Source organism: Sphingobacterium litopenaei (genome assembly GCF_014692495.1).
Classification (GTDB): domain Bacteria; phylum Bacteroidota; class Bacteroidia; order Sphingobacteriales; family Sphingobacteriaceae; genus Sphingobacterium; species Sphingobacterium litopenaei.
In genome coordinates this window covers 130,128-154,924 of sequence record NZ_JACOIJ010000005.1, presented here as the reverse complement: position 1 = coordinate 154,924, position 24,797 = coordinate 130,128, and the positions used below count along the sequence as shown (strand labels likewise).

General features: G+C 37.1%; 23 protein-coding genes. 15 read left to right on the top strand and 8 right to left on the bottom strand.

Going from position 1 to position 24,797, the window contains the following annotated elements; all coding sequences use genetic code 11:
* Window positions 1-26 precede the first annotated feature (26 nt).
* The gene (gene bshC / locus H8B04_RS04655) at window positions 27-1,616 is read left to right on the top strand and encodes a bacillithiol biosynthesis cysteine-adding enzyme BshC (RefSeq protein WP_190301607.1); all 1,590 of its coding nucleotides are present in this window, start codon (window positions 27-29) and stop codon (window positions 1,614-1,616) included.
* 18 nt (window positions 1,617-1,634) lie between these two features.
* Here the strand turns inward: bshC and H8B04_RS04650 are convergent, their stop codons facing one another.
* The 5 genes from H8B04_RS04650 to H8B04_RS04630 form a co-directional block, all read right to left on the bottom strand.
* A complete protein-coding gene (locus tag H8B04_RS04650) occupies window positions 1,635-1,874 on the bottom strand; it encodes a hypothetical protein (protein ID WP_190301606.1) in 240 nt (79 codons plus the stop codon).
* Between the two features lie 173 nt (window positions 1,875-2,047).
* Complete coding sequence (locus H8B04_RS17415; RefSeq protein WP_190301605.1) at window positions 2,048-2,419, bottom strand: ribosomal maturation YjgA family protein; 372 nt, start codon at window positions 2,417-2,419, stop codon at window positions 2,048-2,050.
* An 88-nt stretch (window positions 2,420-2,507) separates the two neighbouring features.
* Window positions 2,508-3,443, bottom strand: a complete 936-nt coding sequence (locus H8B04_RS04640) for a hypothetical protein (RefSeq protein WP_190301604.1) — start codon at window positions 3,441-3,443, stop codon at window positions 2,508-2,510.
* 99 nt (window positions 3,444-3,542) lie between these two features.
* Window positions 3,543-4,460, bottom strand: coding sequence for a citrulline utilization hydrolase CtlX (gene ctlX / locus H8B04_RS04635; RefSeq protein ID WP_190301603.1), 918 nt, complete (start codon window positions 4,458-4,460; stop codon window positions 3,543-3,545).
* On the bottom strand, window positions 4,460-5,374 hold the full coding sequence (locus H8B04_RS04630; protein ID WP_190301602.1) for a dimethylarginine dimethylaminohydrolase family protein: 915 nt from the start codon (window positions 5,372-5,374) through the stop codon (window positions 4,460-4,462). The genes ctlX and H8B04_RS04630 overlap by 1 nt, the downstream gene beginning before the upstream one ends.
* Before the next feature lie 317 nt (window positions 5,375-5,691).
* Between H8B04_RS04630 and gcvP the strand changes: the two genes are divergently transcribed.
* From gcvP to H8B04_RS04565, 13 genes are all read left to right on the top strand, one after another.
* Window positions 5,692-8,556 carry an aminomethyl-transferring glycine dehydrogenase gene (gene gcvP / locus H8B04_RS04625; protein ID WP_190301601.1) on the top strand — a complete coding sequence of 955 codons (2,865 nt, stop codon included), beginning with the start codon at window positions 5,692-5,694 and terminating at the stop codon, window positions 8,554-8,556.
* Window positions 8,557-8,668: 112 nt separating this feature from the next.
* A complete protein-coding gene (locus H8B04_RS04620) occupies window positions 8,669-9,682 on the top strand; it encodes a PorP/SprF family type IX secretion system membrane protein (RefSeq protein ID WP_190301600.1) in 1,014 nt (337 codons plus the stop codon).
* Window positions 9,683-9,728: 46 nt separating this feature from the next.
* The gene (locus tag H8B04_RS04615) at window positions 9,729-10,439 is read left to right on the top strand and encodes an SAM-dependent methyltransferase (RefSeq protein ID WP_190301599.1); all 711 of its coding nucleotides are present in this window, start codon (window positions 9,729-9,731) and stop codon (window positions 10,437-10,439) included.
* A gap of 18 nt (window positions 10,440-10,457) precedes the next feature.
* A complete protein-coding gene (locus H8B04_RS04610) occupies window positions 10,458-11,207 on the top strand; it encodes an alpha/beta hydrolase (protein ID WP_165290417.1) in 750 nt (249 codons plus the stop codon).
* Between the two features lie 2 nt (window positions 11,208-11,209).
* Window positions 11,210-11,671, top strand: coding sequence for a hypothetical protein (locus tag H8B04_RS04605; protein ID WP_165290416.1), 462 nt, complete (start codon window positions 11,210-11,212; stop codon window positions 11,669-11,671).
* Window positions 11,672-11,682: 11 nt separating this feature from the next.
* Complete coding sequence (locus tag H8B04_RS04600) at window positions 11,683-12,780, top strand: Nif3-like dinuclear metal center hexameric protein (RefSeq protein ID WP_190301598.1); 1,098 nt, start codon at window positions 11,683-11,685, stop codon at window positions 12,778-12,780.
* On the top strand, window positions 12,780-13,514 hold the full coding sequence (locus H8B04_RS04595; protein ID WP_165290414.1) for a zinc ribbon domain-containing protein: 735 nt from the start codon (window positions 12,780-12,782) through the stop codon (window positions 13,512-13,514). The genes H8B04_RS04600 and H8B04_RS04595 overlap by 1 nt, the downstream gene beginning before the upstream one ends.
* Window positions 13,515-13,648: 134 nt before the next feature.
* Window positions 13,649-16,942, top strand: a complete 3,294-nt coding sequence (locus H8B04_RS04590) for a S41 family peptidase (protein WP_190301597.1) — start codon at window positions 13,649-13,651, stop codon at window positions 16,940-16,942.
* Window positions 16,943-17,008: 66 nt separating this feature from the next.
* Complete coding sequence (locus H8B04_RS04585) at window positions 17,009-17,941, top strand: CPBP family intramembrane glutamic endopeptidase (protein WP_190301596.1); 933 nt, start codon at window positions 17,009-17,011, stop codon at window positions 17,939-17,941.
* Window positions 17,922-18,146, top strand: coding sequence for a putative signal transducing protein (locus tag H8B04_RS04580; RefSeq protein ID WP_190301595.1), 225 nt, complete (start codon window positions 17,922-17,924; stop codon window positions 18,144-18,146). The genes H8B04_RS04585 and H8B04_RS04580 overlap by 20 nt, the downstream gene beginning before the upstream one ends.
* On the top strand, window positions 18,136-18,936 hold the full coding sequence (locus H8B04_RS04575) for a phosphatidate cytidylyltransferase (RefSeq protein ID WP_190301594.1): 801 nt from the start codon (window positions 18,136-18,138) through the stop codon (window positions 18,934-18,936). Before H8B04_RS04580 ends, H8B04_RS04575 begins: the two co-directional genes overlap by 11 nt.
* Before the next feature lies 1 nt (window position 18,937).
* Window positions 18,938-19,600, top strand: a complete 663-nt coding sequence (locus tag H8B04_RS04570) for a DUF2461 domain-containing protein (RefSeq protein ID WP_190301593.1) — start codon at window positions 18,938-18,940, stop codon at window positions 19,598-19,600.
* A gap of 21 nt (window positions 19,601-19,621) precedes the next feature.
* Window positions 19,622-21,202, top strand: a complete 1,581-nt coding sequence (locus H8B04_RS04565) for a calcineurin-like phosphoesterase C-terminal domain-containing protein (protein WP_190301592.1) — start codon at window positions 19,622-19,624, stop codon at window positions 21,200-21,202.
* Here H8B04_RS04565 and H8B04_RS04560 read toward each other — a convergent pair.
* Complete coding sequence (locus H8B04_RS04560; RefSeq protein ID WP_190301591.1) at window positions 21,199-22,395, bottom strand: anhydro-N-acetylmuramic acid kinase; 1,197 nt, start codon at window positions 22,393-22,395, stop codon at window positions 21,199-21,201. The genes H8B04_RS04565 and H8B04_RS04560 overlap by 4 nt on opposite strands.
* Window positions 22,396-22,468: 73 nt before the next feature.
* On the opposite strand from H8B04_RS04560, the gene gcvH reads away from it, so the two are divergent.
* Window positions 22,469-22,849, top strand: coding sequence for a glycine cleavage system protein GcvH (gcvH, locus tag H8B04_RS04555; RefSeq protein WP_190301590.1), 381 nt, complete (start codon window positions 22,469-22,471; stop codon window positions 22,847-22,849).
* Window positions 22,850-22,906: 57 nt separating this feature from the next.
* Here gcvH and H8B04_RS04550 read toward each other — a convergent pair whose 3' ends face one another.
* Both H8B04_RS04550 and H8B04_RS04545 read right to left on the bottom strand, forming a co-directional pair.
* Window positions 22,907-23,659: a DUF6263 family protein gene (locus H8B04_RS04550; protein WP_165290405.1), complete on the bottom strand. Its 753-nt coding sequence runs from the start codon at window positions 23,657-23,659 to the stop codon at window positions 22,907-22,909.
* Between the two features lie 113 nt (window positions 23,660-23,772).
* Window positions 23,773-24,759, bottom strand: coding sequence for a pyruvate dehydrogenase complex E1 component subunit beta (locus tag H8B04_RS04545; RefSeq protein WP_165290404.1), 987 nt, complete (start codon window positions 24,757-24,759; stop codon window positions 23,773-23,775).
* Window positions 24,760-24,797: the final 38 nt, after the last annotated feature.

Genomic DNA, 24,797 nt, shown 5'->3' with positions numbered 1-24,797 from the left:
ATTTGTGGTGAAAATAATTCTGTTGGATGAAAGCAACTTACATTGAGTATAAGGATACAAATAGTTTCTCTAAGACATTACTAGCTTATCTTGCTGGAGATGAAGGATTAAAACCTTATTATGGCAATAATCCGAACTACGAAGGCTTTGAAAAGCAAATAGCATTAAAAGCCGATTTTGCTCATCGAGATGTGTTGGTTTCATCGCTCAAGTCTCAATATGGGGATTTATTGCAGGATGCTCCAGAAGTGGCGAAAAACATTGATTTATTAGCTCAATCCAATGCTTTCACGATTACGACTGGGCATCAGTTGAATATTTTCACTGGTCCGCTCTATTTTATTTTCAAAATAGCTTGTGCTATTCGATTAGCAAAAGATTTAAAAGGCAAATATCCAGACAAAGAATTTGTGCCTGTATATTGGATGGCTTCTGAAGATCATGATTTTGCTGAAATAAACAATACACTTGTTTACGGCAAAAAAATAATATGGGATGTGCCAGGTATTTCGGGGACAGGTAAGATGGATACCAGTTCTATGGATGCGGTTGTCCGTCAGTATATTGGCATGCTGGGCTTGTCCGACAACTCGACTAAGTTGGCGAATATTGTAGAGGAAGCATATTTGCGAGGTCGTAATTTAGCAGATGCAACACGTGTGTTAGCGAATGCTTTGTTCAAAGAATATGGATTAGTTATCGTCGATGCGGATCTTAAAGAGTTGAAAGAAGTTTTTGCACCAATTATTCAAGAAGACATTCTTGAAGAGAAAAGTTTCCAAGCGATTTCAAAAACAACAAAAGAATTAGAAGAAAAGGATTTTTCAACGCAGGTTCATGCCCGAGAATGTAATTTTTTCTATTTAACGGATGAATTTAGAGAGCGTATCGTCAAAAACGAAGATGGACGCTTCGAAGTCTTGCATCGAGAAATTTATTTTTCAGAAGAGGAAATAAAACAGGAAATAGCCAATAATCCAGAAAGATTTAGCCCGAATGTAGTCATGAGACCATTGTATCAGGAGGTTATTCTTCCGAATCTGGCATACATAGGTGGGGGAGCGGAGATTGTATATTGGTTACAGTTTAAAGCTAATTTTGATCAATATGGAGTGCCTTATCCTATTTTGGTACCGCGTAATTCAGCGATGATTACGGACGATGCTGTGGCAAGTAAGATTTATCGACTTGACCTAACGTTTAAATCTATTTTCAAATCCACTACTGCTTTGCAGAATGAATATGTACGCAGACATACTACACATCGATTAAATCTACGTGATGAATGGATGGAGTTTAATGCCATCTTTGGTAAAATTAAATTGCGTGCCCATAAAATCGATGCGAGTCTGGCGCCGAGTACTGAAGCTGTGAAAGCAAGGCTGAAGAAGGCTATTAATAATCTTGAAAAAAAATTGTTGAAAGCAGATAAGCGCAACCATGAGGAAGCGCTTATTCAAATAGAACGAGTTAAAGACAAATTGTTTCCAAATGGTGGATTACAAGAGCGTTCAGAAAATTTCGCGACGCTGTATGTTAAATATGGCGATGATTTAATCAAAGAATTGATTAAGCATTTCAATCCATTGGATTTCAAGTTTACAATATTGTATTAACGGAAGATAAGCTTTGGGCTATCTTCTGTTATTTCTATGTTTTTGATAATATCGATCATAATCCGAAGTAATATATTGTTCTTTTGGTCCCCATTCTTCTAGTTTATTATCAATAAAGTGATACCAATTCAATAGGGTATCTGTTCTAAAGGGACGACTCGGGTATTCATAGATTTCTAAAATTCCATCATCATATTTTTTTGCTGCAACTATTTGAATTGGTTTTCCAGCTATAGCAATGACTTCCTCTGTTGTCATACCAATTTTTATTAAAGTATAATCTTGTGAATAATAGACACCACAGCTAGACAGAGTTGCTAGAATAATTAACACGAAAGAGGCTTTTAGTAATTTCATAATATTGTTTTTAGTCGATAAATATGACTTTTAAATATTACGTAGGTTTAGTGCAGATTCAATTGAATTGAAATTTATTTTTTAGAAAAAATAAATTTTTTATCGAGAAGGTAGCACACAAATGCCCCGATGCTGTAGGCAATTAAATCTGACCAAAGAAAACCTTGGCCTAAGACTAATCTTAATAAGGAATGATTTCGAGCTTCGATAAGAAGAGGAGATTGTACAAGTTGTAAGAATTCAATAATAAAGCAAAATACAATTGATAACAAGAGTGCGTAATACAAAGGTTTCCTAATAAACACAAACCGAAATCCTAAATACACCATTACGGCGTAAAGCGCGTCCCCAGTTGCTAAAGGAAGAGAGTCAATTTTGCGTGAAAACAAACCGAGAGCAATTGTGATAATAATAAGGATAAAATATAGGTGTCTCCTCTTTTGCATAATACAATATAGTGTAAAAAACAAAAAACCTCCAAAGTCAGAGAACTCCGGAGGCGAGGAGAGTTGTAATTTGGGAATTATATATAGATTATGGTAAGTCGTTAATCGCGTCAATAACTTGTTGAATTGTTCCATTTTGCAATTCAGCTAAATTAAAAGCTACTGTGCTATTTGCGGTAATACTAGTGACAGGTTTTACAGCATATTTAAATCCTCCATTTTGTTCCGTGACCAAAATATAATATACTTCTGCTCCGATTGGCATTCTAGTATTGGCATATGCTAAGGAATTTGGACGAGTTTTCGTAGCCATGAAAATATAACTATTGCTGTTATTAAATCCAGCAGGTGTTTGGAAAGTGATGGTCGTAAATCCTTGCCCCAGATCAACAAATTTGTCAAAATTAAACCAGTCGAAATTATTTAAGAACACATTATAGGCGTCGGCATTTATTGCTTGGTTGAAGCCTGTCCAAGTTTCGACAGTTTGGGTGATATTCTCCCAGCTTAGATTTCCGTTGGCATCAATATTTCCTGCAAAAGCTTCCATATCTTGGTCTGTGCCTCCTGTAATACTTGTAGGGGCATGGATAGAATAACCGCAATCGGATATTAATTCTTCGCCATTTTGGGTAACTTTAACCAGAAATTCCCCTCCTGAGGTTAATAATTTCGGTTCACCAGCTTGAATACCAACTGTAGGTTTGTTGGTCACTAGCATAGTACCTCTATCGAAAATCTCGATATATGAAAAATCAACTTCGCCTACGACAGGATCACCGTTTTGCTTTTTCAAACAGGAGCCATTTATAAAGACTTTGACACCCTTTGCTGAGGTAAAAACAAAGTTGTCTTCCGCGTCAAAAGTGTCGTGTTGGGTAATTGATTCTAGGTTACTGGCAAATAAGTCTCTTAGCGCATCGCCTGAGGGGCTGAAAATAGGCTCTTGAACGGTGTCATTTGAACAAGATATAGATGAGAAAACGAGTGTTCCTATTCCGAATAATTGTATAAGCTTTTTCATAATTTTAAAATTTAAAGGGTTATTAACTCTGTTGTTTCAATTATATCAACAGAATAATGAGTTTGTTACCCCCTCTAATTTTAAAATTAGAAGCCTTTATTAGTGAAATACTTCGGCGATCATGCAACGTATCGAGCCGCCTCCATATTTTTCAATGGTGTAAATGGGAATTGAAATTAATTTGCCAAAGCTCCGTAACTGTTCTTTTTGTTCTTCAGAAAAAACATTAAAGGCCTGTTCGCTTAGTACAATTAGAGTTTCTTCCTCTTTATTTTTGAGTTCAAGGATATTTCCACAGAAATGGTGCATTTGCTTTTCGGAAATAGAGATGATAGACTTGTTAGTCGCTTCCAGGTTTGATATAATCTCTTTTCTTTCCTCTTCATTCTGTATACTATCTAAACAAATCACACAGAACGCTGTTCCTAATGCCATCATTACGTTGGTATGGTAAATGGGAAGTCTCTGCTGTTCCACTTGTTGTGTAGCGTGAAATACGATTGGAGTATAGTCATTATCTTCACAAAAGATAGGAAGAAGGATTTCATTTGCTCTTTCAGAAATTGAGCAATAGGCAATTTTATTTACCCTATCTAAGATTAATACCCCTGTTCCTTCTAAAAAAAGTTCTTGCTCCGTATAAATGCTATAATCTTTTAACGTCTTGAACTGGATCCCATTTTTCTCTAGCACGCCTAAATGATTAAGAAAAATTTCGCATTGTCTATTGGCGGCAAACATGGGGTAAAGAATTGCCTTGTCCCCATGAAAGGAAATGACATTATTAGGGAAGATACTGTCTGGCGTATCAAATTTTCCAGAATCTTCAACTACAACAACTTTTACTCCTGCGTTCACCAAAATATTTACTGCATTATCAAATTCAGCTTGCGCCAATAGATTGGTGTTCTTTTCTGTTGTCTCTGTGTCTTGAAAATAGTTGTTAACTGCCGTTTCTTCATTCGCGCGAAAGGCCGCTGGCCGAACCATTAGGATACAATTAGTTGACTGAGCCATTATTCACGGATTAAAGGTAAAGTAGAACAGCGTAATAGGCCTTCCTGTTTTCCGATCTCATAGTAAGGGATTCTTTCTACTATAAATCCTTGATCTTCTAACCAATTATTGAGTTTGTCAAATCGTTGTTCAGAAACAATAACCTTGGGTGAAATAGAAAACACATTGGAATTCATTTCGTACATGCCATCTGCATCAATGTGATATAGGTTTTCTTCTCCGAATATTTCGACAATACGGTGGTAATCACTTGGGTTGCGGAATCCACCTTTAAAGATAATTCCCTTGTCTAGTCCTATGGGCTGAAAACAGCAATCCAAATGCAAGGCATTGGCGCGAGGATTGGTCATTGATTTTATCAAGTCACAGTCTATAACCTCTTTTTTAGGGAATAAATCTTTCAAGAAATCGACTCCAAAGCGGTTGGTGCGCGCAGTATTAATTTCAGAATAGTCTACCCCATAATATGTGCCGACAAAAAGATAATCATTCCAAACTATTACGTCACCTCCTTCAATATGTACTTCTTCTGGAGGAACAATAAATTTTTCCTTTTCAATTTGTTGGATAATAAAATCTATGGCATTCCACTCTTCTGCGCGGTCTGGGAGAATATTTGATTTGATAAATAAATCATCTATAACAAAGCCAATGTCGCGTGTAAAAATTTGATTTAAATTGGGAATAAGTCGAGGTCTTAAAACTTCTACTTCATACTTTTTTAGCACGCTTTCAAAAGCCGATATTTCCTTTATCATATCTTCTTCAGTAGGATAAGTTCCTGCAAGTATATGTTCTAAAGATTTTGGGTCATAAGCCTCCTCGGCGTTAGGCGTAGCGCCATTGCTGTCGGCTCTTCCTAATACCACAGTTTTTAATTTTCCAGTCTCGTTTTTAACATTAAGTTTCAGCATATAAATTGGAGTTAATAAGTAGTTCAAAAATACTAAATAGCAGTATAAGAATTTGATAGTTAGAAACTTTTGTAATTTTCACAACCTAAATGATTTGTACGTGAATATTTTTGAAATTTATTGTGAATCGCATTGTTTTTTAATAATAAAATCGAACAAACGTTTGCATGACAATAAATCTTTTGGTAAGAGGACAATCCTTCAAAAAGTATTCAAAATTCTGTATCTTTGCGCAACCAAACTTTAGGCTTTCGTTAAGGGAAAGAAATTGTTTGTCAAACTGTTAAATACTAAGTGTTCTTGCAATTATAAAGCAAATGAGTAACGTACATTACCAAGAAAAGTTTCAGGACCGTCACAACGGACCAAGTGCTGCACAAACCGAAGAGATGTTAAAATTTTTGGGTGTAGCTTCTTTAGATGAGTTGATTGAACAAACAGTTCCAGCTCAGATCAGAAGAAAAGCTATGAATCTTCCAAATGCATTAAGCGAAGTAGCTTATTTGGAGAAAGTAGCACAAATCGCTGAGAAGAATAAAGTTTTCAAATCATATATCGGACAAGGATATTATGATGTTGTTCTTCCAGGTGTTATTCAACGTAATGTATTCGAAAATCCAGGATGGTATACACAGTATACTCCTTACCAAGCAGAGATTGCGCAAGGTCGTTTACAAGCTTTGTTAAATTTCCAAACTGTCATTTCTGATTTTACAGGTTTAGAAATTGCGAATGCTTCTTTGTTGGATGAAGGTACTGCAGCTGCTGAGGCAATGTTTATGTTGTATTCAGCGCGCAAAAACAAAGCTGCGAATGTATTCTTGGTTTCTCCAAATGTATTCCCTCAAACTTTAGATGTATTGACTACTCGTGCTACTCCATTTGGTGTAGAATTGAGAGTGGCTGATGTTACTGAAGCGAATTTGGCGGATGATGTATTTGCTGTTTTTGTTCAATATCCAGCAGCTGACGGAACAGTGGCGGATTATAAAAAATTAGCTGAATCGGCACACGCTAAAAATATTACAGTATGTGTGGCTGCAGATTTAATGTCATTAGCATTATTGACGCCTCCAGGCGAATGGGGTGCTGATGTAGTTGTGGGTAACTCACAACGTTTTGGTGTGCCAATGGGCTTTGGTGGTCCTCACGCTGCATTCTTTGCGACTAAAGATGCTTACAAACGTAATATCCCAGGTCGTATCATTGGTGTGACTTCAGATTCAAACGGCGAATATGCATTGCGTATGGCTTTGCAAACTCGAGAGCAACACATCCGTCGTGATAAAGCTTCTTCAAACATTTGTACTGCACAAGCATTATTAGCGATTATGGCATCGTTCTATGCGGTTTACCATGGTCCGAAAGGCATTCAGAACATTGCTACTCGTATCAATGATTTGGCTAAATTAGCTGATAAAGCTATCCAAGCTTTAGGTTATGAGCAAGTCAACAAAACTTATTTCGATACATTACGTTTCAACGTAGGTCAAGAAATTGATGGCTTGAAATCTGAGGCATTAAATAATGAATTAAACTTCTATTACAACGAAGGAACTGTAGGAATTTCTATCGATGAAACGACTACTTTCCAAGATATTGAAACAATCGTACGTGTATTCGCTAAAGTAAAAGGCAAATTACAAGATGATTTGGATTTAGAAGATTTGGCAAATGAATTAGGTACTTCTATTCCAACGGAATTGGCACGTAATACTGATTATTTGACTCACCCAATCTTTAATTCGTACCATTCAGAGCATGAGATGTTGCGTTATATCAAATCTTTAGAAGCTAAAGATTTGTCGTTGTGCCACTCGATGATTCCATTGGGTTCATGTACAATGAAATTGAATGCTACAACTGAGATGGTTCCCGTAACTTGGGCTCGTTTTGGTGGTTTACATCCTTTCGCGCCAGCAGACCAAACTTCGGGTTACATGCAATTGATCAATGAGTTGAATGATTGGTTGTCAGAAATCACAGGTTTTGCTAAAATGTCGTTCCAACCAAACTCAGGTGCTCAAGGTGAGTACGCAGGTTTGATGGTAATCGATGCTTATCACAAAAGCCGTGGCGAAGGTCACCGTAACATCTGTTTGATTCCAGCTTCCGCACACGGTACTAACCCAGCTTCAGCCTCTATGGCTGGTCTAAAAGTTGTCGTTGTGAAAACGGATGACAAAGGTAATATCGATGTTGAAGATTTGAGAGAGAAAGCTATTGAGCATTCTGCTAACTTGAATTCTTTGATGGTGACTTATCCGTCGACTCACGGTGTTTTCGAAGAAACTATCATCGAAATCTGTAATATTATCCACGAAAATGGTGGTCAAGTATATATGGACGGTGCGAATATGAATGCTCAGGTTGGTTTAACTAGTCCTGGTTTCATTGGTGCTGACGTATGTCACTTGAATTTACATAAAACATTCTGTATTCCACACGGTGGTGGTGGTCCTGGTATGGGTCCTATCGGTGTGGCAGCACACTTAGTACCTTTCTTACCAAATCATAAGGTGGTAGAGGTTTCTGGCGAGCAAGGAATCACTGCTGTGTCAGCAGCTCCATTTGGTTCGGCTTCTATCTTGTTAATTTCTCACTCTTACATCGCTATGATGGGTGCTGAAGGTTTAACAGACGCTACTAAAACAGCTATCTTAAATGCTAACTATATCAAAGCTCGTTTAGAAGGTCACTACCCAGTTCTTTATGCAGGAGCGAATGGTCGTTGTGCACACGAGATGATTTTAGATTGTCGTGCTTTCAAAAACTTTGGTGTAGAGGTTGGTGATATTGCTAAACGTTTAATGGACTACGGTTTCCACGCGCCAACAGTATCATTCCCTGTAGCAGGTACGTTGATGGTTGAGCCAACAGAATCGGAGTCAAAAGCAGAATTAGACCGTTTCTGTGATGCGTTAATTGCTATTCGTCAAGAAATCGCTGCAGTAGAAGCAGGTGAAGTAGACAAAGAAAATAACGTCTTAAAAAATGCTCCTCACACTGCTGCGGTAGTTTCAGGTGACGAGTGGGATAGACCTTATTCACGTCAAACGGCGGCTTACCCACTTCCTTACTTAAAAGTAGCTAAATTCTGGCCTTCAGTAGGTCGTGTGAATGATTCGCAAGGAGATAGAATGTTGATCTGTTCTTGTCCTTCAATCGAAGAATACGCATAATATATTTGCTCTTACATATATAAGTGAAAGGCTTGCAAAATTTTGCAAGCCTTTCTTTATTTTAAAATGTTATCTTTAAAATTAATATCAATTTTGAAAACTTAAGTTAACCATGAGAATTGGATGTAGGATAATCCTTATTTATATATTGCTAATTGTACACTTTAATACTTCCAAAGCCCAGCAATATATTCCTTTTGCGCAGCATGTTTTCAATGCTGCTCAGATTAATCCCGCTTATGTGGGATATAAGGAAATGTGGTTTGCGCAAATGGGGATACGTTCGCAATGGACAAGCATTAATGGTGCTCCGAGGTCTGGTTATGCTTCTGTAGATGGTATCTTGGATCCTATAGGAAAGCGACATGGCGCGGGATTGCAATTAGCTTACGACAAAATTGGTGTTCAATCTGCAACTTCTATGTTTGTGAGCTATGCGCTACGTTTACAAATAGACGATGATGACACTCAGCGCTTGAGTTTAGGAATCGCCGGAGGAGCCACACAATATAGCCTCAATGGAAATGATTTAGTATATATTGACGAAAATGATCCTTACATTCCTCGCGGAATGATAACTACATGGCGACCTGATATCCGCTTAGGTGCATTTTATTACCATCCGAAATTTTATATTGGTTTTGCGGCACATGATTTATTTTCTAGATCGGATAGTCGCGAAGATTTTGTTTACAATCAAAATTCTTTGGAAGGATTGTATAGGAATACCCATGCATATATCATGACGGGAGCCGCATTGAATGTTTCAGAGGGGTTGATCTTTAGACCGAGTATTTTGATTAAGGACGATTTAATAGGTCCTACGGCTTTTGATATCAATGGGATGGTGATATTTGATGAGAAGTTTTGGATTGGAGCAGCATATCGTTCTCGTTCCAGAATATTCGATCGGGAGTATGACGATTTACCTTTATCCAAATTCACTTCCTATAAATCCATAGGATTGCTCACACAGTTATATACCAGTTCTAAACTGCGCATAGGTTATTCCTTCGAGCATAGTTTGAATAAAATTGCAGGCATGAATAATGGAACACATGAAATCTCCTTAGGTGTTTCTTTAGGAAAATCCATGAACAGATTTCCTATGCCCAAATATTTTTAGCCCTCGCTAAAGTCCTATATCTCGACTTTTCTTTTTAGGTTTGCATATGCAACAAGGCAAACTTTATTTAATTCCTGTGCCACTTTCAGAAGGTGCAGAACCATTATCTTACACATTGGTTCATCATGATATCATCAATAAAATAGATGAGTACGTGGTGGAAAATGAGAAGACAGCTCGCAAATTCTTAAAGGCTGCAGGACTAACTATTCCTCAAAGTCAACTCACTATCCATGATTATGGGAAGCATGCGCGTGACAAAATGGATTACAATAAAGTATTTGCCCATGTGATGAAAGGAAAAGATCTTGGCTTAATGTCTGAAGCGGGGTGTCCAGCTGTTGCAGACCCAGGTTCAGATGTGGTGATGGAAGCGCATAGAAGAGGAATTCAGGTTATTCCAATGGTGGGACCAAGCTCCATTTTATTGGCCTTGATGGGTTCCGGGTTTAATGGGCAAAAGTTTACATTTCATGGATATTTGCCTATAGATAAAGGGGATCGATCAAAGAAGATTAAAGATTTGGAAAATCAAAGCTTACGAGAAAAGGTGACACAGATATTTATAGAGACGCCTTTTCGGAACAATCAGCTTTTGACCGAATTATTGCGTATAGGAAAGCCATCTACCAAATTGTGTATTGCTGCGAATCTTACCGCTAAGGATGAAATCATTCTAACTAAAACTATTGCAGAATGGAAAAGTACTACTATAGATTTGCATAAGATACCTGCTATTTTTTTATTGTTTGCTTAACTATTTGTATTTTTAATTATGCGACATCATACACTTTTCACACTGCTTTTGATCCTGTTTACATTTACAGTTTCGTACGCTCAATCCACTTATGTTATTGTGCACGGAGCGTGGGGTGGAGCATGGCAATTTAAGAATACAGCAGAACAATTGCAGCAAAACGGACAAATAGTTTACCGGCCGACCATGACTGGTTTGGGTGAGCGTCATCATTTATATAAAAATGAAGTGAATCTTACGACACATATTACAGATGTCGTTAATACTATTTTGTTCGAAAACTTAAATGATGTAATCCTAGTAGGGCATAGTTATGGTGGAATGGTGGTAACAGGCGTCGCGGACAGTATTCCAGAAAGGATTAAGAAGGTGATTTATTTGGATGCGATTGTTCCAGACGAACGGCAGTCTGCCGTTCAGGCATTAGGCATGGATGAATCCACTGCCGGTAATTCTTTCGATGTGAAAGATGGCGTGGTCGTTCCGGCTTGGGTTAAGGATACGACAAAGACTCCACGTGATGTACCGCACCCTATTAAAACTTTTATGCAGCCTTTGAATTATTCTGCTGAAAAGCTTTCAAAGCGTCCAATTACTTACATTTTCACGTATGAGAATAATAAAGGTGGAAAAGAGAAAGATCAGTTTTATTCTTTTTATGAAAAGGCTAAAAAAAGAAATTGGAAAATCGTCGAGCTTGAAGCTTCACACAATCCTCAAATAGATAAATTAAACGAGTTAGTCGCTATATTGTTAGAAGAAAAGTAATAATGGAAGAGATCATCAATAGCCCAGAGTATAAATTATTAGAGCCGTATTTATTTGTTATTTCCCTCGCGTTTCTAGGTTTTTTGATTCTTTTAATTGTTGTATGCTGGCAATTAAGGTCTTCACTAATTAAAATAAAAGCAGAGAATCGCTGTATTCATCCGGAACAGGTATGGCTTTTATTGTTGCCATTCTTTAATATATATTGGAATTTCGTTGTTGCTCGTAAATTTAGTGACTCCTTGAATAATGAATTCTTTGACAAGAAAGTCGCTGTAGAAGAAAATCCAGCATTTAAGAATGGGAATATTTTCGCATGGAGTTTTCTCGCATTAAATTTCCCATTACCAGGATTTGTATTTTTTATCATCTTTATTCTTTCCTCCATATCCCTGTTGTTATATTCTTTAAAAATTAGAGAATTTAACCGATTGTTGGAGCAAGACTATACTGATTTTGATTAGATCAAACGTTTATGAAAATTAGAGAAATTACAGCATATTTAGAATCCATTGCCCCATTAGCTTATCAGGAATCTTATGATAATTCGGGATTGATCGTAGGGAATCCTAATGACGAGGTGAGCAAGGCATTAATTTCATTGGATTGTACTGAAGAAGTAGTAGATGAAGCCATTGGAAAAGGTTGTGATATTATTATTTCGCATCATCCTATTGTATTTAAAGGTCTCAAAAAATTCAATAACAAGAATTATGTAGAGCGTACAGTTATTAAGGCAATTAAGAATAATATTGCTTTGTATGCGATCCACACAAATCTAGATAATGTATTGGGAGGTGTGAGCTCAAAGATTGCAGAAAAACTAGAGCTTGAAAACACAGCTATTTTAAGTCCAAAATCAGGTTTGGTAAAGAAATTGGTGGTCTATGTTCCACGCGCTAATGTGGAGGAGGTTCGTCAGGCTTTGTTTGAAGCTGGGGCTGGAAGTATAGGCGATTACGATCAATGCAGTTATAATACGGCTGGATACGGCACATTTCGTCCATTGGCTGGGGCAAATCCTGCAATCGGAGAGATCGGAACACAGGAACGTGTAGAAGAAACAAAAATTGAAGTCATATTTCCTGCACAAATCGAAAGACAGGTCATCGTCAGTATGTTGGCGGCTCATCCGTATGAAGAGGTGGCGTATCATACTATTACCTTGGATAATAAATTGCAATATGTAGGATCGGGAGCTATCGGAAATTTGGCCGAGCCAATGGATGCTCAAGATTTTTTGGCTTATCTGAAAGATAAATTAAAATTGAATGTTATTCGTCATACTCATCTTTTGGACAAAAAAATTGCCAGGGTAGCAGTTTGTGGCGGTGCTGGTGGCTTTCTATTAAATGAGGCTAAACGTTCTGGGGCGGATATTTTTATCACCGCAGACTACAAATACCATGAATTCTTCGATGCCGAAGATGATATTATCATTGCCGATATAGGACATTATGAATCCGAACAATTTACGCAAGAATTATTATTAGAAATAATTCGGAAAAAATTTGTTAACTTTGCTGTCCTATTGACAGAAATAGACACAAATCCAATAAAATACTACAGTTAATGGAACAAACCGTAGAACAAAAATTAAAGGCATTGTGGTCGTTGCAATCGATCCACACCAAAATAGATAAGATTCGCCAAGTACGTGGTGAGCTTCCTATCGAAGTAGCTGACTTAGAGGATGAAATCGCTGGGTTGGAAACTCGTCTTGAAAAAATCAGAGTTGAATTAGACGATTTAGAAGATTCAATTGTAAAACGTAAAAATATGATCAAAGATGCGCAAGCAGCGATCAAAAAATACGAAGGACAATTGAACGAAGTAAAAAACAATCGTGAGTACGACGCTATTTCTAAAGAAATCGAAATTCAAGGTTTAGAAATTCAAGTTTGCGAAAAACGCATCAAAGAAGCTGAGTTTGAAATTAAAAACAAAACTGAGGCTTACGAGAAAGCGCAAGGTAACTTGGATTATGCTAAAGGTGAATTAGAGATCAAGAAACAAGAGTTAGAAACTATTGCTTCTGAAACTCAAATCGAAGAAGAAGCATTATTGCAAAAAGCAGAAGCGGCTTCTCAAAACAATGAAGAGCGTTTGTTGAAGGTATACAATAAGCTTCGTGGTTCTTACCGTAATGGCTTAGCTGTGGTTTCAATTGAACGTGATAGCTGTTCAGGTTGTCACAACAAGATACCGCCTCAATTGCAATCAGAAATTCGTCAACGTAAAAAATTGATCATTTGTGAGCACTGTGGTCGTATTTTAGTAGACGAAGAGATCTCATCTGAAGATTAAGAAATTAATTCGAAATAAGAAGAGGTAAAATCGATAAGGTTTTACCTCTTTTTTTTGCAACATATTGGTTATATGCCAAAGCTTATTGTTTAATTCATTTATATTTGAGTTAAATAACCACATATTGCCATAAAATGTTAAATAAGCTATCTATTATGCTCGGTGTCGCATTAAGTATCACCAGCATTTCTCCTTCCAAGGCACAAGAGGAAACCCTTTTACTTCGTAGTCCAAGCATCAGTGATACGCATCTTACCTTTGTGTATGGCGGTGACATTTGGGTTGCTGAGAAAAACGGCGCTAATCCAAGACGGGTTACTACCAATCCCGGGGTAGAGAGTAATCCTATATTTTCACCAGACGGCAAGCAAATTGCTTTCTCTGGAAATTACGATGGAAATAATGATGTCTATACCATACCGGTGTATGGAGGAGAACCCAAAAGAATAACTTTTCACCCGGCAGCAGACGTAGTTCGTGGCTGGTTGAATAATAATGAAGTGTATTTCACGACGACTCGTGAATTTCAGTATTCTTTAAGTTCGAGATTATACAAAACCAACACAAATTCGGCTGTGGATATACCATTGATGATGCCAGAAGCCTTTCAGGGATCCCCTTCGGCAGATGGCCGTTATTGGGCTTATATCAAAAATTCTGATCCAACTGAGCGCGATCGTGTAGCCTTCAAACGCTACCGCGGCGGTGGTATGGTTTCGATTTGGGTTTTTGATACGCAGACTAAGAATGTGGAAGTAATTCCAGGAGATAGATGCAATGACGTAAAACCAGTGTGGTTAGGCTCAAAAGTTTACTTTTTGTCAGACAGAGATAAGGTGGTAAATGTATTCAGTTATGACACCCAATCAAAAAAGGTTGAAAAACTTACAAATTTCAAAGATTATGATGTGCGTACGTTGCAAGGAAGAGGAAACGAACTTGTTTTCGAGCAAGCCGGTCGTATTCACCTATTAGAAACGGGAAGTAAGAAAGTTAATACATTGAAAATTGCTATTGCGGCAGACCCAATGTACAAACGCTCGAAATATGTACAAGTACGTGATGATATTCGCGAGTTTAACATTTCTCCTACGGGCCAACGTGTATTATTTCAATCTAGGGGTGAGGTCGTTTCAGTACCAAAAGAAAAAGGGGAAGCGCGTAATATTTCCAATGCACCCGGTAGCCATGAGAAGTTTCCTGCATGGTCACCCAACGGGAAATGGATTTCGTATTTGTCAGATGCCAATGGTAAATATCAATTGGTTTTGCGTGATCAGAAAGCTGTAGAAGAACCGACTTATATCGATTTAGGTAAAGACATTTTCTATTTTGAACCTGTATGGTCACCAGATAGCAAAAAATTAGTCTACTGTGATGCCCATTTAAATCTTTTTTATGTGGATATCGATAGCAAAAAAGTAGTTGCTGTTGATTCGGACAAATTAGCTTCGCAAACCGGAAGAACAAGAAACAATTTTTCACCTTCTTGGTCTTTTGATTCCGAATGGTTAGCCTATGAAAAGACGTTAAGTAATGGTCTTTCGGCAGTCTTTATGTACAACTTGAACACGAAAGTTGCACAACAGGTTACGGATGGAATGTCTTATGCTGGACAGCCTACTTTCAGTAGAGATGGTAAATATTTATTCTTTACAGCAAGTACTAATGTGGGGTTAAGCAATTCTGGTTTACACATGTCAGCATACGATCGTAATCCCGTTTTCAATGTGTATGCTTTTATATTGTCCAAAAAGACACCTACAATCTTCAAAACCGAAAGCGATGAAGAAGCGATAAAAGAAGATAAAAAGGAGGAGAAAAAAGAGGAACCGAAAACAGAGGAAAAGAATAACGATAAAAAATCTGCAACTAAAAAGCCAGAAACGCCAGCGAAACCTGAGGTGAAAAAACTAGAAGTCGATTTTGATAATATCAATAGACGTATTATAGCATTGCCATTGCAACCAGGGTATTATACATTGGATGGTAATGTAGAGAATATCCTGATTTACAGAAGAGGCGGAATTATCGGTGCATATGATTTAGAAAAGGCTGAGGATAAAACATTAGTTGAAAACGGAGGACCATTTGTGATAAGTGCCGATGGTAAGAAAATGCTTTATCGTTCGGGTCGTGATTATTATATCGCAACTGCAGGACAAAAACCAGCGCCTAATTCTGGCAAAGTAAATATTGACAATATTCAAATTGAAGTAGACCCCGCAGCAGAATGGAAACAAATTTTCAATGAAGTGTGGGCGATGCAGAAAGAGTATTTCTACGTTGAAAATATGCATGGTGCGGATTGGAAAGCGGTGAAAGCGAAATATGAGAAGTTTGTTCCTTATGTAAATCACCGTTCGGATTTGGGTTATTTGTTGAATGAAATGATGGGTGAACTAGTGGTGGGGCACGCTTACATTTATCCAGGAGATCAACCATCAAGTCCTTCTGTGAGTACAGGGACATTAGGTGCAGATTTAGAATATGTAAATGGTGTCTACAAGATTAACAAGATCTTTAGCACATTGGAATGGAATCCTTCTTTCAAGGCTCCTTTAGCTACTCCTGGATTGAATATCGAAGAGGGTCAATACATCGTAGCTGTAAATGGAGTTAAACTTTCTCCAGAGGTGAATCTTTACAAATTGCTTGAAAATAAAGTTGACAAACAAGTAGTGTTGAAAATTAACAGCAAGCCTTCGTTAGATGGAGCGCGTGAAGTGGTCGTAAAACCAATTTCTTTTGGACAAGAAATAGAATTACGTCAAACCGATCGTATTGAAGCTAATCGCAAAAAAGTTGATCAGTTGAGTAATGGTCAGATTGCTTATGTCTATATGCCAAATACAGGTAGAGAAGGTTATACCAACTTTAACCGTTATTATTTCTCGCAAATGGACAAAAAAGCATTGTTGTTGGATGAGCGTAATAATGGAGGTGGTTCAGTAGCAGATTACGTGATTGATTTATTGTCTCGCGATTTAATTGCAGGCTGGGGGATCCGCGATGGTAAATCGTTTACTACACCAGGTAACGGTATTTATGGTCCTAAAGCGATGATTATCAATGAAAATGCTGGTTCTGGAGGCGATATGATGCCATATATGTTCCGTTACAAAGGATTAGGTAAATTAGTTGGTCGTACTACCATGGGTATTTTGGTTGGTATTTCTGGCTATCCTTCACTTTTGGATGGCGGAAGTATTACTTCTCCAAACTTTGGTGTTTTTGACTTAAAAGGCAATTATATCATCGAAAATGAAGGTGTTGCACCTGATATTTTTGTGGAGCAGATGCCAAAGGATTTGTTGGAAGGAAGAGATCCTCAATTGGAAAGAACTGTTCAACTATTGCTAGAAGAAATGAAAACATATCCATATAAGAAAATCAAGAAGCCTGCCGATCCAATTCGTGTCAATTAATAAAAACATAATAAAAGGGACTGAAAAGTCCCTTTTTCATTAATAAATATTGTATAACTTTATCCAATGATTGATTTTTTGGAAAAACAGCATTCGCCGTGGCAGTCTATTTTATTGTTGCTCTTGCTGACGTTTGCTTGTAGTATAAGTATTCAAATTTTAGTTATTGTGCTAGGTTTGTTGACCAACGCCAATGCGCAAAGTTTTTTATCGAGTGGAGGTGATTTATCTGCTCTACAGAATACGCCATTTTTTGTCTATGCTTTATTGGCTTCGAGTACATTTGGAACATTTTACCTTCCCGCGATCTTTCTTCAAAAAAGAGAACCTTATAACCTTTATTTTCCTTCGCAGAATAAGAATAAATACCTATTCTATATTTTAGCTATAGCTGGTCTATTGGCTTTTGGTCCCATGATGGGCCTTATAGGGGAGTGGAATGCGAATATAACCTTGCCCGAAGGGCTTAAAGGCGTGGAAAACTGGATGCGTAGGCAGGAAGACGCTTCAAATGATTTGATACGAAACCTCGTTATGGTCGATAGTATTGGATTGCTATTTATCAATATCATTGTGATGGCAGTATTTCCTGCAATTGCCGAGGAGTATTATTTCCGAGGCAGTGTAATGCATATTTTGCACCGAATCGTAAAAAATCAACATTTAGCAATTTGGATTACCGCTATTATTTTTAGTGCAATTCACGTGCAATTTTTTGGATTTTTTCCACGAGTACTGTTGGGTGCATTTTTCGGTTATATGTTGATTTGGACAAATAATATCTGGGTTCCTATAGTGGGGCATTTTGTGAATAATGCTACTGTAACCATTTTAGCTTATTATTATACCACCCAAGGTAAGTCTTTCGAAGACCTACAGTCTTACGATAACTACCCTATATTTGTGTATCTTGGCAGTTTATTGCTGACTGCAGCAATCGCTTTATTGTTTTATAAAAAATCGAAATCAAATATTAACTATGGAGAAGGGCTGGATTAAAGTTCGTACGTATACACAAGCTTTAGAAGCAGAAATTGTGAAACAAATGTTGGAGGAACATGATATAGCGGCTGTTCTGATAAATAAGCAGGATTCTTCTTATTTATTTGGCAAAATAGAATTGTATGTAAACGAATCAGACGAAGCAATTGCTACTGTATTGATTAATAGTGCATCTTTTACGGAGGAGGACAATGCTAACTAGAGCAATTACTGGACTGTTTTTTATCATTGTTCTGATTGGTGCTTTGCTATTGGGTGAAGTTGTATTTACCATATTTTTCAGTTTAGTCGGTATTGGAGCTTTGTATGAATTTTATGGTATTGTCAAATCCGAAGACAATAAACCTAATATTATTTTGGGCATGTTGTCTGCTATTGTTTTGTCGGTTTTAATCGGCATTCATTGTATAGGATACATTCCATTTAAGTTCGTTTGGTTATTTATCCCTTTTTTCGCTGCAATTTTTATTGTGAGTTTATATCAAAAGAGCAAGTTGCCTTTTAATGATATTGCGTATACCATATTGGGTATTATCTATGCCTGTCTGCCATTTTTATTTTTTGTGGCTTTAGGCTTTATTTCAGGCACTTTTAACTACTATATTCCTTTAGGTTTTTTGATTATTCTCTGGGCGAATGATACTGGAGCTTATTTGTCGGGAAGAAGTTTTGGAAAACATAAGCTTTTCGAGCGTATTTCACCTAATAAAACCTGGGAGGGTTTTATTGGTGGTGTACTATTTGCAATGTTGATTGCGTTAAATTTGGAGCAATATTTTGGTTCTTTGGCGAAATGGGAATGGGTTACCATGGCAGCTATTATAGGCATATTCGGTACGTTGGGTGATTTGGTGGAATCCATGCTAAAGCGCAGTCTAGGTGTCAAAGATTCAGGTAATATCTTACCGGGACATGGCGGATTGTTGGATAGATTCGATGGTTTATTAATAGCAGCACCTTTAGTCTTTTTGTTTTTATTAATGCTACAATAATATGAATATAGCAGCTTCTACTTTTGATTTTCTGAAATCTCTACAAGAGAATAATAATAGAGAATGGTTCAATGCACATAAAGAGGATTATGAGAAGGCAAAAGATAACGTAGAGCTTTTTATTCAAACCTTGATTAATAAGCTTTCTGCTTTTGATCCGAATATTGATGAGTCTATTCAAGCAAAAAAATGCTTGTTTAGGATCTATAGAGATGTAAGATTTTCAAAAGATAAGTCTCCTTACAAGACTTGGTTTGCTGCTGGGATTTCTGTGGATGGACGTAAACTGGATGGGCCAGAGTATTATATCCATATTGGTCCAAGCAATTCTTTTGTTGCGGTGGGGTATTGGCGACCAAAGAAAGAACATTTGGAAAGTATTCGTCAGGAGATAGACTATAATTTAGAAGCCTTCGAACAAGCTTTATCTGCAGGTAATTGGACTGTGGCTGATTTGTCACAAGAAGATAGGTTGGTTCGTCCGCCAGCTGGATATTCCGAAGATAATGATGCAATAGATTATCTGAAGCTTAAGAGCTTTATCATATTCAAGCCTTTGGAAGATCGTGATCTCTTGAAAGCTTTTGCATTAGAAGACATTGTACAAATATTCCAACGCACCTTACCTTTCAAAAATTTTATTCATGAAGCTATAGATATCTAATTTTAATACCTACTAATCATTATGAAAAACAAATTAATAAAGTATGCTTTTTGGGGAAGCTTATTTCTATGTTCATTTGAGGCCTCTGCGCAGCAATTTGCCAAAGGGATAGTCTTTGAAGACAGTAATAGAAATGGAAAGCGAGATAAGAAGGAAAAAGTATTACCGAACGTAGCCGTATCCAATGGACGAGAAGTCGTCCAAACCAATAGCAAAGGGGAATATAAATTGCCTGTCGGAGAAGACAATATACTTTTTGTGGTAAAACCTTCGGGGTATATGACTCCTGTAAATGAAAATAACCTACCTCAATTTTATTATATACATAATCCTAAAGGTGCTCCAAAATTAAAGTACAAAGGTGTGGATCCGACCGGTCCTCTACCAAAGTCTGTAGATTTTCCATTGTATCCAATAGAAGAGAAGGAGGAGTATAAAATAATTGTGTTTGGTGATCCACAAGTCTACAATATGACCGAAGTCGATTACCTCAAAAGAGGGGTAGTGGAGGAGCTAAAAGGCGTGAAAGGTTATGAGTTTGGAATCAGTTTGGGGGATTTGGTTGGTAATGATCCAAATTTGTTTGATCCGTACATCAATGTCATGAAAGATATTGGCTTGCCATGGTATCAAGTAATGGGTAATCATGATGAGAACTATGATGTGCCAAGTGATTCTTTAGCAGATGTTAGTTTTAAAGCGCATTTTGGTCCCAATAATTACTCCTTCAACAAGGGTAAAGTCCATTTCTTGTTTCTGGACGATGTATTGTATCAGGGACAGGATGCGGCTAAAAAATATATTGGCGGATTGCGCGAAGATCAGTTAGAGTTTATTGAAAATGACTTGAAGTATGTACCTAAAGATTATTTAGTAGTAATCTGTGCACATATTCCTCTAGTAAATAATGGAAAACACGCTATTCGTGAAGAAGATAATTTACGTTTATTTAAGGTATTGAAGGATTTCCCTTATACGTTTTCAATGTCCGCTCATACGCATTATCAAAAGCAGATCTTCATCGATAAAACGTTGGGTTGGCAACAAGAGCAACCTCACCATCATTATAATGTGGGTACAACTAGCGGAAGCTGGTATACGGGCGAATTGGATGAAAAAGGTGTGCCGCCTACCACTATGGTGGATGGAACTAAAAAAGGATATGCTGTAGTAACTTTCAAAGGCAATAAATATGAATTGGATTATCATGTTAGCAATGCTCCAAAAGACGAGAGAATGGGAATCTTTTTGCCAAAAGTGACGGAGAAAAAGAAAAACTCGAAGGCCAGCATGTATGTCAATTATTATTTAGGCGGTGAAAAAGATACTATTGACTATCGTGTGGATGGCGGAAAATGGGTACTGATGAAGCGTACAGAGACTTATGACCCGCACTTGTTGTTAGAGGTTTTGAAATGGGATACTTCAGAAACCTTACTCAAAGGTTTACGTCCTAATGATCCAAACTTAAGCACACACATCTGGAAGGCTGCGGTTCCTTCGGATGTAGCAGTTGGCAAACATACTATAGAATTCCGCGTGCGTGATATGTTTGGAAGAACATTTACCACTTCACGGGAATATCAAGTAGCAAAAAACTAATACGGTAAACTAATTTTACCCATACATATAGCAGGAGAATCTTTTATGTTTTTAACATTATCAGGTGATCCTGCTATTGTTTCATTTGCTAATACAGCAAACAAACAAGCTTCTTTAGCATCTGGATTCATAGCAATATCATCAATCGATGTTACCTTATACTGCGGTAATCCATTCTTAATATTTTGCAACAATAGTGGATTGTGTAACCCACCACCACTTACGTATACTGCTACATTATCTAATCCCTCAGATACTTTAAGTATTCCGTCTATTATTGCTCGTGCAGAAAAAGCATTGAGCGTAGCCATAACATCTTCTTTAGAAAGGTTGCCTGTATTTGTTGAGAGCTGCAGTTCTTCTAAATAGGCTAAATTGAATAATTCGGGACCTGTGGTTTTAGGAAATTCTAATGTCAAAAATTCCTCCTTCATTAAGGCTGTCAGTAATTCATAATTTACTTCTCCTTTGGAAGCAATTAGCGCATCACGATCCATTTCTACATTGAAATGCTTCTTCATATAGTGATTCATTATGGTATTGCCTGGACCTAAATCTGTAGCAAAAGCTTTCAATTCAGAAGCGCCATGAGGTAAGAATGTGAAATTAGAAATTCCGCCAATATTTAAAAGAATGCGGTTCTCTGTTTGATCTGTAAATAATAAATAATCGCCATACGCGGCAAGAGGAGCACCTTCGCCACCTGCTGCAATGTGTTTTTGCCTGAAATCAGAAATTGTAATAATACCTGTTTTTACGGCTATATGGTCGGCGTCTCCTAATTGCAGGGTGCTATTGGGTAAGGAATAATCTTTGGTTAAAATTTGTGGAGCATGGTACACCGTTTGACCGTGACTCGCAATTAAATCTATTTCTGAAGGCGCCATATTCCATTTTTCTAATGCTTTATTAATAAGTTCTGCATGTACTTGTCCAATGTAAGCATTAATGCCACACAGTTCTTGCTGATCGATTTGTCGCTTTGCAAATATCTTGCGCACATTCTTTCTAAAATCATCTTCATAATCAATAGTTTCAAACTGAATCAGCTCTAATTGGGTGTCAATTCCTGTATTTTTTATTTTACATAAGGCAATATCGAGACCGTCCAAAGATGTTCCAGACATAAGACCCAAAATCAATCGATTGTTTTTCTGACTGATGGTATAGAGCTTCAAAATTTGATTATTCATGCGCTAAAATTAAGATATTCCTTTTTGCTATTGTCAAATGATAATGATATTTTTGAAAAAAAACGATTATAAAATGAATTTTCCAGCAGAATTAAAATACACAAAGGATCATGAATGGATTCGTGTAGAAGGTGATGAAGCCGTAATTGGTATTACTGACTTTGCACAACGTGAATTAGGTGACATCGTATTTGTTGACATCAACACAGTTGGCGATGAAGTAGCTGCTAATGATGTTTTTGGTACAATCGAAGCAGTAAAAACTGTGTCTGATCTTTTCATGCCAGCTACTGCTACAGTTTTGGCTATTAATGAAGCTATTGATGCATCTCCTGAATTAGTGAATTCTGATCCATATGGTGAAGGTTGGATTATCCGTGTGAAATTAGCAAATCCAGCTGATATAGATGCTCTTTTATCTGCAGATGAATACAAATCAGAAATTAACGCTTAATTCTGTGTATTAGATATAAATTAAAAGGGAACATCATTGATGCTCCCTTTTAATTTTTTATTTAACTTCTTTTAATTCTGTTTTGGTTTTAATAGTAGCTCCTTGCATGGAGATATTACTTTCCGTAGAAGAAGAGATGGTCACGAAAGTTTTCGGATCTACAATAAAGTAGCCTGTTGTTGTACCTACTTTATTACCTGTAGCGTCTTCCAAATCAACGACACTTTCTATTTTATATCCTTCAGCATTTTTTTCAGTTAGTGTAAATTTAGACTTTGCGTTCACACCCAACTGTTCCATTTTATTTTCTGCTGTCCAGCTGTCTCCAATAGATACGCTATGGTTTGGGTATGTCGTACCTAAAGAGCTGAGGGATGATTTGTCAAATATTTGCTCAGATACATTAGGGAAGTCCACCTCTTTGATCTGACCTAAAGTGTTCATCGTATAAGTCAATGTATTTTCCAATAATGGTTTGAATTGCGAAGCAAACATTTTTTCCATTTCTGTAGATGGCTCTTTGCTCGAGTCATATGTAGCAGTCATGAGGCCTGCATCAATATCGACCTTCACATACGTATATTTTGCGGAAATATTTAATAGTGAATCTTGAACTTTGGAATAAGACATATCCATTTGCATAAGCATATCCATCATTACTGTTTGTGGACCTTCCACGTCCATTTTATTTACCATTTCATATTTTACAGGCTTATTAAGTTCTGGAGCTAATTTTAATGTTATTTTTTGCTGTGCGGTAGCACTTAATGCCAGAATGGAAAGTAAAAGTGTGTTGATTAATTTTCTCATATTTTTTAATTGTTTCTACAATATAATGATTTTCCGATAAATAGATTTTGTATTGGGCAAAAAAAAAGGATAACTATTTAAGTTATCCTTTTTCAATATCTATTAAGAGCGGCTTATTTTTTCAAATAAGATACTTCTTTTACTGCTTTAACAACTTTTTCGATGCTTGGTAACGAAGCTTCTACTAATGTAGGTGCGTAAGCCAAAGGAACGTCTGCTGAAGTAACACGTGTAACAGGCGCATCTAAATAGTCAAATGCATTTTTCTGTACGTGGAAAGCAATTTCTGAAGAAATTGACGCTAATGGCCATGCTTCTTCAACCACTACTAGACGATTTGTTTTCTTAACTGATTCTAAGATTGTAGCATAATCAATTGGACGTACAGAGCGTAAGTCAATTAATTCTACGCTGATACCTTCTTTTTCTAATTCTGCAACTGCAGGAATTACAACGCGAGGTAACATTTTACCAAAAGATACTACTGTAACATCAGTACCCTCTTGAATGATATTTGCTTTACCAATTGGTAAGTAGTATTCTTCTTCAGGAACTGGTCCTTTGTCTCCGTACATTACTTCTGACTCCATGAAGATTACTGGATCTGGATCAATGATAGCAGATTTTAATAAACCTTTTGCATCATACGGATTAGAAGGAACGACAACTTTCAATCCTGGAGTATTTGCATACCAGTTTTCGAAGTTTTGTGAGTGTTGTGCTGCTAATTGACCTGCGTTACCAGTTGGACCGCGAAATACAATTGGACAGCTCAATTGACCACCTGACATTTGACGAATTTTTGCAGCAGAGTTGATAACTTGATCAATTGCTACTAATGAGAAGTTGAATGTCATGAACTCTACAATAGGTTTAAGACCATGTGTAGCAGCACCTACCGCAATACCAGCGAAACCAAGCTCTGCAATAGGAGTATCAATAACACGTTTAGGACCGAATTCATCAAGCATACCTTGGCTCACTTTATAAGCACCGTTATACTCAGCGACTTCTTCCCCCATTAAAAATATAGTTTCATCTTTACGCATTTCTTCGTTCAATGCTTCACGAAGTGCTTCTCTGAATTGTATTTCTCTCATTAGTCTGTAAAATAGTCTTATTTTTATAGAATACGCAA